10 protein-coding genes are annotated in these 13204 nt (G+C 57.8%); 9 read left to right on the top strand and 1 reads right to left on the bottom strand.

What is annotated here, in order from left to right:
- The first annotated feature begins 45 nt into the window (after window positions 1-45).
- Genes BMY49_RS04270 through murB form a run of 7 tightly spaced genes read left to right on the top strand, consistent with a single transcriptional unit; the run spans window position 46 to window position 7588 of the window.
- The gene (locus BMY49_RS04270) at window positions 46-2316 is read left to right on the top strand and encodes a DNA internalization-related competence protein ComEC/Rec2 (protein ID WP_089674967.1); all 2271 of its coding nucleotides are present in this window, start codon (window positions 46-48) and stop codon (window positions 2314-2316) included.
- Window positions 2317-2372: 56 nt separating this feature from the next.
- A complete protein-coding gene (gene msbA / locus BMY49_RS04265) occupies window positions 2373-4109 on the top strand; it encodes a lipid A export permease/ATP-binding protein MsbA (RefSeq protein WP_089674964.1) in 1737 nt (578 codons plus the stop codon).
- Window positions 4106-5122, top strand: coding sequence for a tetraacyldisaccharide 4'-kinase (gene lpxK, locus BMY49_RS04260; RefSeq protein ID WP_074210476.1), 1017 nt, complete (start codon window positions 4106-4108; stop codon window positions 5120-5122). Before msbA ends, lpxK begins: the two co-directional genes overlap by 4 nt.
- Window positions 5115-5324 carry a Trm112 family protein gene (locus tag BMY49_RS04255; RefSeq protein ID WP_044629207.1) on the top strand — a complete coding sequence of 70 codons (210 nt, stop codon included), beginning with the start codon at window positions 5115-5117 and terminating at the stop codon, window positions 5322-5324. The genes lpxK and BMY49_RS04255 overlap by 8 nt, the downstream gene beginning before the upstream one ends.
- Window positions 5324-6115, top strand: coding sequence for a 3-deoxy-manno-octulosonate cytidylyltransferase (gene kdsB, locus BMY49_RS04250; RefSeq protein ID WP_089674963.1), 792 nt, complete (start codon window positions 5324-5326; stop codon window positions 6113-6115). Before BMY49_RS04255 ends, kdsB begins: the two co-directional genes overlap by 1 nt.
- Window positions 6112-6579, top strand: coding sequence for a low molecular weight protein-tyrosine-phosphatase (locus tag BMY49_RS04245; protein WP_044629209.1), 468 nt, complete (start codon window positions 6112-6114; stop codon window positions 6577-6579). Before kdsB ends, BMY49_RS04245 begins: the two co-directional genes overlap by 4 nt.
- Window positions 6569-7588 carry a UDP-N-acetylmuramate dehydrogenase gene (gene murB / locus BMY49_RS04240; protein WP_244154911.1) on the top strand — a complete coding sequence of 340 codons (1020 nt, stop codon included), beginning with the start codon at window positions 6569-6571 and terminating at the stop codon, window positions 7586-7588. The genes BMY49_RS04245 and murB overlap by 11 nt, the downstream gene beginning before the upstream one ends.
- Before the next feature lie 63 nt (window positions 7589-7651).
- Here the strand turns inward: murB and rne are convergent, their stop codons facing one another.
- Window positions 7652-10894 carry a ribonuclease E gene (gene rne / locus BMY49_RS04235; protein WP_089674962.1) on the bottom strand — a complete coding sequence of 1081 codons (3243 nt, stop codon included), beginning with the start codon at window positions 10892-10894 and terminating at the stop codon, window positions 7652-7654.
- A gap of 690 nt (window positions 10895-11584) precedes the next feature.
- On the opposite strand from rne, the gene BMY49_RS04230 reads away from it, so the two are divergent.
- Together BMY49_RS04230 and BMY49_RS04225 are read left to right on the top strand one after the other, a co-directional pair.
- Window positions 11585-12526: an RluA family pseudouridine synthase gene (locus BMY49_RS04230; protein WP_054645061.1), complete on the top strand. Its 942-nt coding sequence runs from the start codon at window positions 11585-11587 to the stop codon at window positions 12524-12526.
- A 12-nt stretch (window positions 12527-12538) separates the two neighbouring features.
- On the top strand, window positions 12539-13192 hold the full coding sequence (locus tag BMY49_RS04225) for an HAD family hydrolase (RefSeq protein WP_054641056.1): 654 nt from the start codon (window positions 12539-12541) through the stop codon (window positions 13190-13192).
- Window positions 13193-13204 lie beyond the last annotated feature (12 nt).

Genomic DNA, 13204 nt, shown 5'->3' with positions numbered 1-13204 from the left:
CGGCTACGGCGTGCGCAGTAATGGTTGAGCACCAGGGAGGGGCGGATGGGGCAGGGCATTGCAATGCCTGCGGCATTAGCAGCGCTTGGCGGTAGCCTGTTGGCTTGGTGGGCCGGTGGGCAGGGCGGTACATGGCTGCTGCCACTGGTCCTCATGATGGCGGGGCTAAGCGTTGGCGTATGGCGGCCACGGGCCCTAGTATGGTTTCTCTTAGGCGGGTCCGTTGCCTTTAGTATTCAGCAGGAGTGGGTGCGTCGGCTGCCCGTTGGGCTGAGCGGGCAGGATATAGCGGTGCATGCCAAAGTGACCGCTGTACAGCAGCAGTCAGGGGTTCAGCGGTTGCGATTGAGTATCGAGCGCTGCACAGCCCCTGCCCATCTTCCCCGTTGTGATCAATTAAACAGCGTTCGGGTGAGCGCTTACGACCATGAGCATGAGTATGTGGTTGGCGAGCGCTGGCAAATGACGCTGCGCTTACGGCCGCCCTATGGCTTTATCAACCCCAATACTTTTGATTATGAGCAGTGGTTATGGCGTGAAGGCATCCACGCTACTGGATATATTCGCCCCGATCCTGCGCCGCAGCGGCTTACGCACGCTTCTCCTCGGCTGCGCCAATTGGCATCCGACTTTCTAGCACAGCTGCCTTTAGAGGCACGTACCCAACGCTGGCTGGCCGCATTGACGCTTGGCGATAGCGAACAGCTTAACCAAGATGACTGGGCGCTGTTAAACGCTACGGGTACCACGCACCTCGTGGTGATCTCGGGCCTGCATGTGGGGCTGGTGGCGTCATTCGTGCTGCTGCTAGGGCGTTATGCTGCGCGTGTCGTTTCGCCTACCAACTGGCGGCTGCGCACTTGGCCCTGGTGGCTTGCTGGCGCGGCCGCCGTTGGCTACGCCGTGTTGGCCGGGTTGGCGCCACCGGCAATGCGCGCGATGATTATGACGTTGCTGGGGTTGTGGGTTCTAAGTGGCCGCCATGCACCGGGGCCCTGGCAAGCTTGGTGGCTTGCACTGGCACTGGTGCTGATAGTTGACCCGCTAGCACTTTGGCGGCCTGGGTTGTGGCTCTCGTTTATGGCGGTAGGGTGGCTGATTATTATCTGGCAGGGTCGGTCCAGGCCGCGCGGTGTAAAAGGCTGGTGCTGGGCACTGCTGCGTTCTCAACTGTTATTGGCCCCTTTAATGGCCGCAGCGGTGTTGTTTGCCTTTGGGCGTGTAGCCCCTACGGCCCCTTTGATCAACTTAGTGGCGGTGCCATGGGTCAGCTCGGTCATGGTGCCTACCGCGCTACTCGGCTGGCTGCTGTCACCCCTTCCGTTTGTTGGTCTAGTGCCCTGGTGGGTGTTTGAGCAAGCCTTAGCGGTATTTCATCAGCTGTTGGTTGTCGCTGTGGAAGCCGCACCGCTCTGGCAGCCTCCCGCGCATTTGGCCTATCCATTGGCGGGGAGCTTGGTGCTGCTGTCGCTGTGCTGGGGCTTGCCCGCCGTGCCGCGTTGGTTACGCGTGGGTGCGGCGGTACTCTTGGTGACAATTCCCTGGTGGCCGAGAGAGCAGGCGATTCCGCCGGGGCAGCTTCACGTGACGGTTTACGATGTGGGCCAAGGGCAGTTAATAGAGCTGCGCAGTGCCAATTTTCGGCTGCTCTATGATACGGGGCCACGTTTTCGCAGTGGCTTTATGCCCCTGCAAAGCCTATGGCCCCCAGGTCAAGATTTTGACCAAGTAATGGTCAGTCACGCGGATACTGACCACGCCGGAGGCGTAGATGCGCTACTAGCGGATCACCAAGTAGCGCAGTGGTGGGCGCCAGCAGGGGAGTCGCTATCTATCCCAAGCCAGCGCTGCGAGCAGGGGCAACGCTGGCAGCGTGACGGTATTACGTATCGAATACTCTGGCCACCGAGCGGTGAGAACACTCTATCCTCTAATGATCGCTCTTGTGTGTTAGCAGTGTATGCGGGTGAGCATAGCCTGCTGATCACCGGTGACGTAGGGCGCCAAGTGGAGCGACAGCTTCTACCGCAGCTGAATGGCAACGTGAGTGTATTGGTGGCGGGCCACCACGGCAGCGGCACCAGCTCGGGTGTTCAGTTTGTGCGCGAGACGCAGCCACATCACGTGGTTTTCAGCGCTGGGCGAGACAATGCGTTCCGCCACCCTGCCGACGACGTTGTGCGGCGCTTTCGGCAGCAGCATAGCTGCCTATGGAGCACCGCCCAGGACGGCGCGCTTAAATTTACGCTGATACCGCAGCAGCCAGTCACCTTTCAGCCGCTGCGGGCCTTGGCAGGTGGCCATAAGCGGTGTTGAAGCGCGCCACCATCAGGTAGAATCGCCCACACTGCACACTACTGCTGGGAGCGCGTGTGACTGATTCAGGTTGGATGCTATATAAACGGTTATTGGGTTACGTTAAGCCACACTGGCGTGCGTTTGCGCTGGCGGTGGTGGGTTTTGTGATTTACGCAGCTTCAAGTACCGCGCTGGCGGAAATGATGAAGCGGCTGATTGATGGGATTCAAAACCCAGACGCCGATTTTCGGTTTTTCCTGCCGCTGTTTGTAGTGCTCATGTTTGCCTCTCGCGGGCTGGGCACTTTTCTGAGCACCTACTTTATGGCCTACGTGGGGCGCTATGTGATTCATACGCTGCGCTGCGATGTGTTTGCCCACTTGCTTCACCTGCCGGGTCGTTTTTTCGATCAGCACTCCAGCGGCCACTTGGTATCAAGGGTCACTTACCACGTTGAGCAGGTAGCGGGTGCAGCGACCAATGCGGTGACGATCATCCTGCGTGAGGGGTTGTTTGTCGTGGGGCTGGTAGGCTATCTATTCTGGACCAACTGGATGCTAACGCTGCTGTTTTTGGGTGTTACTCCGATTATTGCCGGTGTGGTGAGCTATGTGAGCAAGCGCTTTCGGCGTATCTCCAAGCGTATTCAACACTCCATGGGCGATGTGACTCATGTGGCTTCTGAGGCGCTTTCGGGCTATCGCGTGGTACGTACCCACGGCGCAGAAGCGTACGAGAAACAGCGTTTTGAGCGCGTGAGTGAAGAGAACCGTCGCCAGAGTATGAAAGAGGCCATGACCCGAGCGGTTAGTTCGCCTGTCGTGCTCATGCTGGTGGCGATCTCTATGGCGCTGCTAGTGTGGCTGGCCATGGCGCCCTCGCTGATGGAAAACATGACGCCGGGGGAGTTTGTCGCCTTTATCACCGCCGCTGCCCTGATGATTAAGCCGGTGCGCCAGCTCACCGAGATTAACAGCGAGATTCAGAAGGGCATCGCAGCGGCCTCTGAGCTGTTTGGCCTGTTAGACCTCACCCCTGAACAGGATGAAGGCTCTCTCATTCCCAGCAAGCTAACGGGCAATGTGGTGATTGAGAACGTCAGCTTCCGCTATGGTGACGACCAGCCCAGCGTACTGCACAACGTGAATCTTAACGTTGCTCCCGGCGAGCTGGTGGCTATTGTGGGCCGCTCGGGCAGCGGTAAATCAACGCTCGTCAGCCTGCTGCCGCGTTTCTATCGCCCCAGTGAAGGGCAGATTTTGATTGATGGCGTGAATGCCGATGAGTACGCCTTAGGGCCGCTGCGCCAGAATATTGCCCTGGTGTCCCAGCAGGTCACCCTGTTTAACGCCTCCATTGCTGACAATATTGCTTACGGCGTGGCTGACCCAGACCCGGCCGCCATTAAGGCGGCTGCCGAGGCAGCCTACGCCAGCGAGTTTATTGAAAAGCTGCCAGAAAGTTACGCCACGGTCGTCGGCGAGAATGGGGTGATGCTCTCGGGTGGGCAGCGCCAGCGGCTCGCCATCGCCCGGGCCATTTTTAAAGATGCGCCCATTCTGATTCTGGATGAAGCGACCTCCGCACTGGATACCGAGTCAGAGCGCTATATCCAAAAAGCGTTGGAGCACGTGTGTGAAGGGCGCACCACCCTGGTCATAGCTCACCGACTCTCCACCATTGAGCGTGCCGACCGCATTCTAGTGATGGATCAAGGGCGGATTATTGAGCAGGGTACCCATCAGGCGCTGCTTGAAAAAGGTGGGGCCTACGCCGCGCTGCACCAGCTTCAGTTTCAGGAGAGTGAATGAGTCTTGCTCAGCGCTGGATAAAGGCTGCCTATGGCGGCAGTAACTGGCTAGTACCGCTCTATCCGTTGGGTAATTTATACCGTTATCTTATGGGGCGGCGAGCACAGTGTTACCGCGAGGGAAATAAACCAGTTTGGCAAGCACCGGTGCCGGTGATCGTGGTGGGCAATATTACGTTAGGCGGTACGGGTAAGTCACCGCTTGTGGCCTGGCTTAGCCGTTGGCTGGTACAGCAGGGATTTTCACCCGGTATCGTCACCCGCGGCTATGGCGGTAAAGCGCCGCACTATCCTCTGTTAGTAACGCCTTCTACAGACCCAGCGCATAGCGGTGATGAACCACTGATGCTGGCACAGCAAACCGGAGTACCGGTGGTGGCGGACCCGCAGCGAGCGCGGGGTGCTGAAAGGTTGGTGCAACAGGGCTGCGATGTACTGATTAGCGATGACGGCTTGCAGCACTTGGCCTTAGGGCGCGATATTGAACTGGTGGTTATCGATGGTGCTCGTGGGCTAGGCAATCAGCGCTGCCTGCCCGCTGGGCCTTTAAGAGAGGCGCCCGGGCGACTTGCAAGTGTGGACGCTGTGATTGTCAACGGAGCGCTACAACGCCCGCTGGAAATATCTAGTGTGGCTATGCAGCTGGTACCTCAGCGCTGGCGCCAGCTGCCTACTGGGCAGCACTATCCGTTGCAGCCGCTGCCATTTGCGCTGCCGGTGCATGGGCTGGCAGGTATTGGCAACCCTCAGCGTTTTTTCAATACGCTACGGGAGTTAGGCGTGGAAGGGGAGATGCATCCCCTGGCAGACCACCAGCCATTTGATGAACACACGTTTCAATTTATGCCGCCACGACCAATCATTATGACGGCGAAAGACGCCGTAAAGTGTCAGGCGTTTGCACCGTCTGATAGCTGGGTATTAGAGGTGGAGGCGCAGCTTCCACAAGCATTTGAGGACTGGCTGGCAAACAGGCTGTCCGTACTGACACAAAGGGGATGCACCGATGGATAAGGAACTATTGGCAATGCTGGTTTGCCCGCTCTGCAACGGCAAACTGAAGTATGATCGTGACGCCCAGGAGCTTTGCTGCCACTACGACGGTTTAGCCTATCCCATACAGGATGGCATTCCTGTCATGCTGCCTGAAGAGGCGCGGCAAATGGATGCTGATGAAAAGTTACCTACCTCGCCTGGCCGCACCGGAGAGGCGTGATGTCTGATGTTACGCCGCAATTTATTGCCGTTGTCCCCGCTCGTTTTGGCTCCTCTCGCTTGCCGGGCAAACCGCTATTAGAGATCGCCGGTGAGCCCATGGTGGCCCATGTGTGGCGGCGAGCCTGTCAAAGCCAGGCCAACCGCGTAGTGGTGGCGACAGACGACACGCGGATTCGCGATGCCATGCTGCCCTATGGGGCTGACGTAGTGATGACTCGCGATGACCACCCCTCGGGCACTGACCGGCTCGCCGAGGTCTCCGACCATCTAGGCCTAAGTGATGACACACTGGTCGTGAATGTGCAGGGGGATGAGCCGCTGATTCCTCCGGCACTTATTGATCAGGTCGCACTGCGCCTGGCGGATGACCCCGAGGCGGCGATTGCCACCCTAGCCGAGCCGATTGCGGATGTTGATACGCTGTTTAATCCTAACGTGGTGAAAGTCGTGCGGTCGCTACAGGGGCGGGCGCTCTACTTCTCGCGAGCGCCGATTCCCTGGGATCGCGAGCACTTTAAAGCACAGCCAAGCCTACTAGAAACCGATGCTTGGCTGCGCCATATTGGGATCTACGCCTACCGAGCGAGTTTCTTAGCCGCCTATCGGGATCTAGCGCCCTCCAGCCTGGAGCAGTTGGAGCAGTTGGAGCAGCTTCGGGCACTACAGCATGGCTACGCTATTCAAGTGGCGCTGGCGAGCGCGATAAACCCCGCCGGAGTCGATACGGAAGAGGATTTGGCGCGGGTAAGGTCGCTGTTGTCTGCCGAGCGTAAAGGAGGCATTTCATGACGCGTGTTCTCTTTGTTTGCCTGGGCAATATTTGCCGCTCACCAACCGCGGAGGGCGTTTTTCAGCAGGCGCTCGACCGTGCAGGGTTGAGCAAACGCGTGGAAATCGACTCCTGCGGTGTTGGCAGTTGGCATGTTGGCAAAGCGCCCGATCCCCGTGCCCAGGCAGCTGCGCTGCGTCGTGGTATCGATATTAGCCATCTGCGCGCCCGTCAGTTAAAAGCGAGTGACTTCCTGGAATTCGACTACGTGCTGGGCATGGACAGCGATAACCTGGCGGCGATGCAGGCGCTAAAACCGGCCGACAGCCAGGCTAAGGTAGGGCTGTTGTTGGAGTATGCAGGACTCGCGAATACCGATGTTCCTGATCCTTATTACGGCGGAGAAGCGGGCTTTGAGCAGGTATTGGATATGATTGAGCAAGCCAGTACCGGACTGATTGCAGAGCTGACCTGTGGGCGCTGATAGCTTGGATGGGGCATCCGTCTGGGTGGACCTCACTACAGCCAATACGCTTCGCCTACCTTGCCAAGCGGCGCGCTACATTGCACCGACAACGCTCTCTAGCCTGCAGGCTGCCTTGTATAGCGCGCGTATTCATCAGTGGCCAATTACCCTGCTAGGCGGTGGCAGTAATGTGCTGCTGCCACCAACGCTTCACGGTATGGCGCTTCGCCCGGCACTTCGCCATTGGTGGCTGGAGCGCAGTGGTGATGACGTCACCGCCTATGTGGGTGCCGGTGTGAGCTGGCATGCCTTGGTAATGGCATTGGCGACGCATGGCTTGTGGGGGGTTGAAAATTTAGCGTTGATCCCTGGCGATTGCGGCGCTGCACCGGTACAAAATATTGGTGCTTATGGTGTCGAGCTCAGCGATGTGTTGAAAGCAGTCCAGGTTGCCGAGTTGGCCACTGGCGAGATGTACTGGTTGAACGCTGATGCGTGCCAGTTTGGCTATCGCGACAGTATTTTCAAGCGAGCACTAGCGGGTAAGGTAGTGATCACCCAACTTGCGCTGCGGCTGTCCGCCACGCCGAGGCCCGTGCTGGGTTATGGCGATTTGGCGGCTCGCGTGTCGGAGTCACCGACCCCTTTGTCCGTGGCTCAAGCGGTCTGTGCGATTCGCCAGGAAAAATTGCCTGACCCAGCTGTGCTAGCGAATGCGGGCAGTTTCTTCAAGAATCCGCTAGTGAGCAATGAGCATACGCATCGGCTGTTGAAGGAGTATCCAGACATGCCGTATTTTCCTCAGCCCAATAACCAAACTAAGCTGGCAGCAGGCTGGCTGATTGACCAGTGCGGCTTAAAGGGGCAGCGCCTGGGAGCATTTGGCGTCCATGAGCGCCAAGCGTTAGTGCTGGTGCACTTTGGGGGAGGAGATCGCCCAGGACTGCTGAGTTTTGCAGACACTATTGCTCAGACCGTGTTTGATCGGTTTGGTGTATTGCTAGAGCTAGAACCGCGGGTGATCTAACGTCTGCTTATCTTTATCACCCATAAACAACCCCGCCGAAGCGGGGTTGTTTGTTGCGAGCACTTACTCTTGCGAGTTTTGCTGTGCCTGCTGCTTGCGTAGTTCGCGCGGGTCGTTATGGGCACGACGGCGACGACGCGGTTTTGGCGCCTCCTCATCAGCTGTCGGGGCCTCGCTAACGGGATTTGCCGCTGGCGCATTGTCGGCGGGTTGCGCTGACACGTTCTCTTGCTCTTCTGGAGCAGGGGCCGCTTCCATCTTGGTAGCCGTCTCGTCGTGAGCTTCAGCAGCTGGCTGCTCGCTCGCTTCTGTTGAAGGCTCTTGATCCGCCGCCGGTGAAGGCGCTTTCGCCGTTGAGGGCTCTTCACTGACTGTTGGGGCTGAAGCTTCTTCATCCGTAGAAGCCGCTGCTTCGGCGTTGGCAACCGGAGTGTCTTTAACGCTGTCCTGCTCAGCAGTCTCATTCGCTACTGTCTGAGTCTGAGGCTCTTCCGTGGGCACTGTGCTTTCAGCAGCAGCTTCTGCTGTACTTGCTTCTGCAGCTGCGTCATTCGCTTTCGGCTCGCTCTCTGCGACGTGCTCGGCAGCGGTTTGCGGCGCTTCCGTGGCGTCTTGGGCTGCGGTTTCTTGAGCCACCGGCGGCTGTTCCGCTTTGAGGTCGTCAGTTTGAGCATCGGCGGCCTTGGTCTCGTCAGCGTTTGGCGCGCTCAAGGCTGCTGCATCGCTGCTGTCAGCCGCTGGTGTGCTGGTGGCTTCGTGCTGCACTGACTCAGGCTGAGCCTGACGGCGCTGGCGCGTCGACTTGCGTGCTTTGTCGGCGCTGTTGGCCGGGCGCTCAGCAGTTGTGCTGTCGTCCGCTGCCGCTTGAGCCTGCTCAGCGCTATCGTCTTTTTCGCTGCTTACTTGCTCAGTTGCTGGCTTGTCAGCCGGTGTTGGCGATGCTTCCGTGTTGTTGTCAGGCGCGCTAGCGGCTTCAGATGTCGCTGTGGCTGCCGGGGCTTCTTGGGGCTGAGGTGCCTGCTCCGCTTCTGCCTGCAGTTTCAGCTGTTCTGCTTCCGCTTGAGGGTTTAGCGCCTGCTTGCGCGAACGATGACGCGGGTTGTTACGCGTACGCTTCGGCTTGCCGTCGTCTTGCTTGCTGTCGTCAGCCTGGGCCGTAGGCGTGCGTTCATCGCTTTTGGGCTTGGCATCACGTGGCTTGTCACGACGGTTATCCGGCTGGACGGCAGGCTTGGCTGCCTCCTCTTTAGGAGCGTCCTTGTTTACGGGCTCTTTCTGATGCGTGTTTTTCGCGCTCTCTTGGGCCTTGGCATCGTCCTGCTGCGGATGACGACGACGGTTGCGGGTGCGGCTGGGGCCGCTGCGCTTATCGCTTGCATCGTCATTGCGAGGAGTGGCATTACCGGATGGCGTGCTGCTGCGCTGCTCGTTTTTGGCCCTGGTGTCGCTGCGCTCCTGAACAGGTTTGGAGCGGCGTTCACTGCGTTGCGGGCGGCTACTCTTCGGCTGTTCAGTCTGCTTACTTGGTGCCTGGGCTTCCTGAGCTGGCTGCTGGCTGCCGTCATCGCCGCCTAGCAGTTTAGCAAAGCCGCGGATAAAGCGGCCAAGCACGCTGGGCTGTTCAGCAGCAGCGGCGGGTGCAGGGGTGGCTGCAGCCGCTTTAGCAGGCGTTTCTTCTGTTTGTAGCGATGCCGGTGCTGGGGCGTTGTGTACTACGCTCTTAACGGCCGCTTCGGCCCGCTGTGCAGGCGGTGCAAAGCTAGGGTCAGGTTCTTTGCCAACATCGGTGTCGGTAGACAGCTCGAAGCTGGAGAGCGTATGGCTCTCGTCTTCGTCCAAATGGTCATCCCGCAGGCGTTGAACATCGTAGTGCGGAGTATCCATTTCTGGGCTGGGTAGCAGCACCACGCGAACGCCTTGGCGAGACTCGATATCTGCCAGTACGCTGCGCTTTTCATTTAGCAGGTAAGTGGCCACCGGTACCGGCAAGATGGCGCGAATCTGCGCGCTGCGCTCTTTCATTGCCTCTTCTTCAATCAGGCGCATGATCGAGAGCGATAGTGAACGCACGTCGCGGATGGTGCCTTGGCCGTTACAGCGTGGGCACACTACGCCGCTTGTTTCGCCCAGGGAGGGGCGTAGGCGCTGGCGCGACATTTCCATTAAGCCAAAGCGTGAAATGCGCCCAATTTGTACCCGAGCACGATCTAGCTTCAGAGCATCGCGCATGCGGTTTTCGACTTCACGCTGGTTGCGCGCAGGGCCCATGTCGATGAAGTCGATCACGACCAAGCCGCCAATATCTCGCAAGCGAAGCTGACGGGCAATTTCGTCGGCCGCTTCGGAATTGGTTTGCAGCGCTGTTTCTTCGATATCACTGCCCCGCGTAGCACGCGCGGAGTTGATGTCGATGGACACCAGGGCTTCAGTGTGGTCGATTACAATCGAGCCACCAGAGGGCAGTTTTACTTCCCGCTGGTAAGCGGTTTCAATTTGCGACTCAATCTGGAAGCGAGAGAAGAGGGGGACCTCATCTGCGTACAGCTTAATTTTCTGCTGGTAAGAGGGCATCACCTGGCGGATAAATGCCAGCGCCTCGGCGTGAATCTCGGGGCTGTCGATCAGCACCTCGCCGATATCCTGACGAAGGTAGTCGCGCATGGCGCGAATGATGACGTTGGATTCACGGTAGATTAAGAACGGTGCAGAACGCTTACCGGCTTCTGTGGTGATGGACTCCCATACCTGAACGAGATAATCCAAGTCCCACTGAAGCTCTTCTGGGCTACGGCCAATACCTGCGGTGCGAACAATGAGGCCCATTTTGTCGGGCACAGTAAGTTGGCCCATGGCGTCTTTTAACTGGCTGCGATCATCCCCTTCAATACGGCGCGAAATACCGCCCGCACGAGGATTGTTGGGCATCAAGACGAGGAAGCGACCTGCCAAGCTAATAAAGGTGGTCAGCGCTGCCCCTTTGTTGCCGCGCTCCTCTTTATCGACCTGAACAATGACTTCTTGGCCTTCTTTGAGCACTTCTTTAATGCTCGGACGGCCAGAGACATCTTTGACAAAATATTCGCGGGAGATTTCTTTCAGCGGAAGGAAGCCGTGGCGCTCGGCGCCAAAGTCAACAAAAGCAGCTTCGAGCGAGGGTTCTACACGGGTGATTTTACCTCGATAAATATTGGCTTTTTTCTGTTCCCGAGCGCCAGATTCAATATCTAAATCATACAGGCGCTGTCCATCTACCAGTGCGACCCGCAGCTCTTCCGGCTGGGTCGCGTTAATTAGCATCCGTTTCATGTTGTCTCACGTAGCATGGCGTGCCGAAGCGCTTTTAAAGGCTAGCGTCGGCGAATCGCTGGGTGCTGCGTGCTTGTGCTCGGCGCATGGTTATGCTGACGCATTAAGCCGGGAAGGCAGTTTTGCCGACCCGGCCGAAAGGGCGTTGAGTACGTGGCGGCGGCAGAACATGTTTCGGTGGCTGTCACGTCCATCCGGCTCTGCTGACACCGCCCACACCTGGCATTCATCGATTCACCAACGCCGGTATCGGCACAGCGTTGATCTTTGCGCCCCAGAATTGGCAGTGCCTTGTGACGAAAAGGGGCTGCCACTCTGAAGCGTAACGTTTATTTAGTGACGGGCCTGCCGTTGCTGGCATGACCTGACGCTCTCTGTCGTTACCCATTTACTTAACGGCAGAGTTACTACATTTCAATACGTGATAAGCAGGTAGTGCGTACACTGATCCATGCTTTTTCGCTCTGACCTGCGTGTTTGTCGGGCAGGTGCGAAGGCAAAACGTGGGCAATCATTCGCCATACAAGGATTATATAAGCGGGCCACGTTCGGCCCGGCCACGTTGGCCGATGAGCGCTTTGGAATATAACAGTAAAGACAACCACCAGCAATTGACGCAATGCCGGTGGGTCTACGTTAGAATGCCGTTTTTAGCCTGACGTTAAAGAATGTCACCAGGAGTGCGCGGCAATGTCCGAAGGGCGTGAAGTACAGTGGGTGGATATCGCCCCGGAACAAGCGGGTCAGCGAATCGATAATTTTTTAATGACCCGGCTAAAAGGTGCACCTCGTGCATTGATCTACCGCATCGTGCGTAAGGGTGAGGTTCGGGTCAATAAGAAACGGGTAAAAGTGGATTATCGCCTGCAAGCGGGCGATTTAGTACGTGTTCCGCCACTGCGCCTAGCGCCTAAAGAGGCGGTGAAAGAGGTGAGCGATAATCTGCGCGACCTGCTTGTCGGCAGCGTCATTATGGAAGGGCCCGACTGGATGGTGCTGAATAAGCCGTCAGGCTTAGCAGTCCATGGTGGCAGTGGCGTTAAGATTGGTCTCATCGAGGCGTTGCGCCAAGTGCGGGACGACCTAACGTTCCTGGAGTTAGTGCACCGCCTGGATCGTGATACCTCAGGTTGTTTGCTGCTCGCCAAGTCTCGCGATGCGCTGGTAACCCTTAATGAGGCGTTGAAAAAGCACGGCATGGATAAGCGCTACTTGGCGCTGGTGGCCGGGCGCTGGCCGGCCCGTAAAACTTATGAAAGTGCTCGGTTGGACCGTTTTGATGCAGGTAACGGCGAACGGCGCGTGCGGGTAGATCCCAACGGTAAAGTGTCGCGCACCCACTTCTCTGTAGTGGAAACCTTTGAAAAGGTCACGTTAATTGAGGCTGAGCCCGTTACGGGGCGCACACACCAGATTCGTGTGCACGCAGCCCATGCTGGCCATGCGCTGCTGGGGGATGATAAGTACGCTACTCGTGAGAGCGGCTTGTTAACCAAGCAGCTGGGGTTGGGGCGACTTTTCCTCCATGCACGCTCGTTAACATTCCCCGAGCCTGGCAATGGCAGGCCGGTGACGGTAAAAGCGCCGCTTCCGGAGGCGCTTGAAGAGACGCTCAAGCGCGCACGTCAATAAAAGAGAACTGTTATGCGCTATGAGCTAATTATTTTCGATTGGGACGGCACACTCATGGATTCTGTGCCGAAGATTGTTTCCTGTATGCAAGCAGCAGCGGCAGACGCTGAATGGGGTGAGCTTGAAGTCAGCGCCATTGAAGACATTATTGGGCTGGGTCTTCCTGAGGCGATTGCCAAACTCTGCCCAGGCATTGAGCCAGAGCAGGCGGAGCGCTTGCGCCAGCGCTATTCCCATCACTTTGTTCATGGTGACACTACGCCTATGCCCTTTTTTGATGGGGTTGAAGCGCAGTTGGCAAGGCTGAGAGAGCGGCCCCAGCAGCGGCTTGCGGTGGCGACGGGTAAGAGCCGTCGTGGGCTTGATCGGGTTTTTAATGAAACAGGTAGCGGGGGGCTGTTCCACACTAGCCGGACTGCTGACGAAACGCGCTCTAAGCCCCACCCGCAAATGCTGCTAGAGATTTTGGCTGAGCTTCAGGTTCCAGCAGAGCGAGCGGTAATGGTGGGCGATACTGAGTATGATCTTGAAATGGCGCGTGCTATCGGTATGGATCGGGTGGGCGTAACTTACGGAGTGCATACTCCCGCTCGGCTAGCCGCTAGCCAGCCGGTGTGGGTCGCTGAAGACGTGCCGTCGCTATTTGACTGGCTGCGTCATGCATAAGGGCGTCCTTAA

It is taken from the genome of Vreelandella aquamarina (assembly GCF_900110265.1).
Taxonomy (GTDB): Bacteria; Pseudomonadota; Gammaproteobacteria; order Pseudomonadales; family Halomonadaceae; genus Vreelandella; species Vreelandella aquamarina.
The sequence above is the reverse complement of the archived record's forward strand: the minus strand, read 5'-3'. Positions and strand labels throughout refer to the sequence as shown.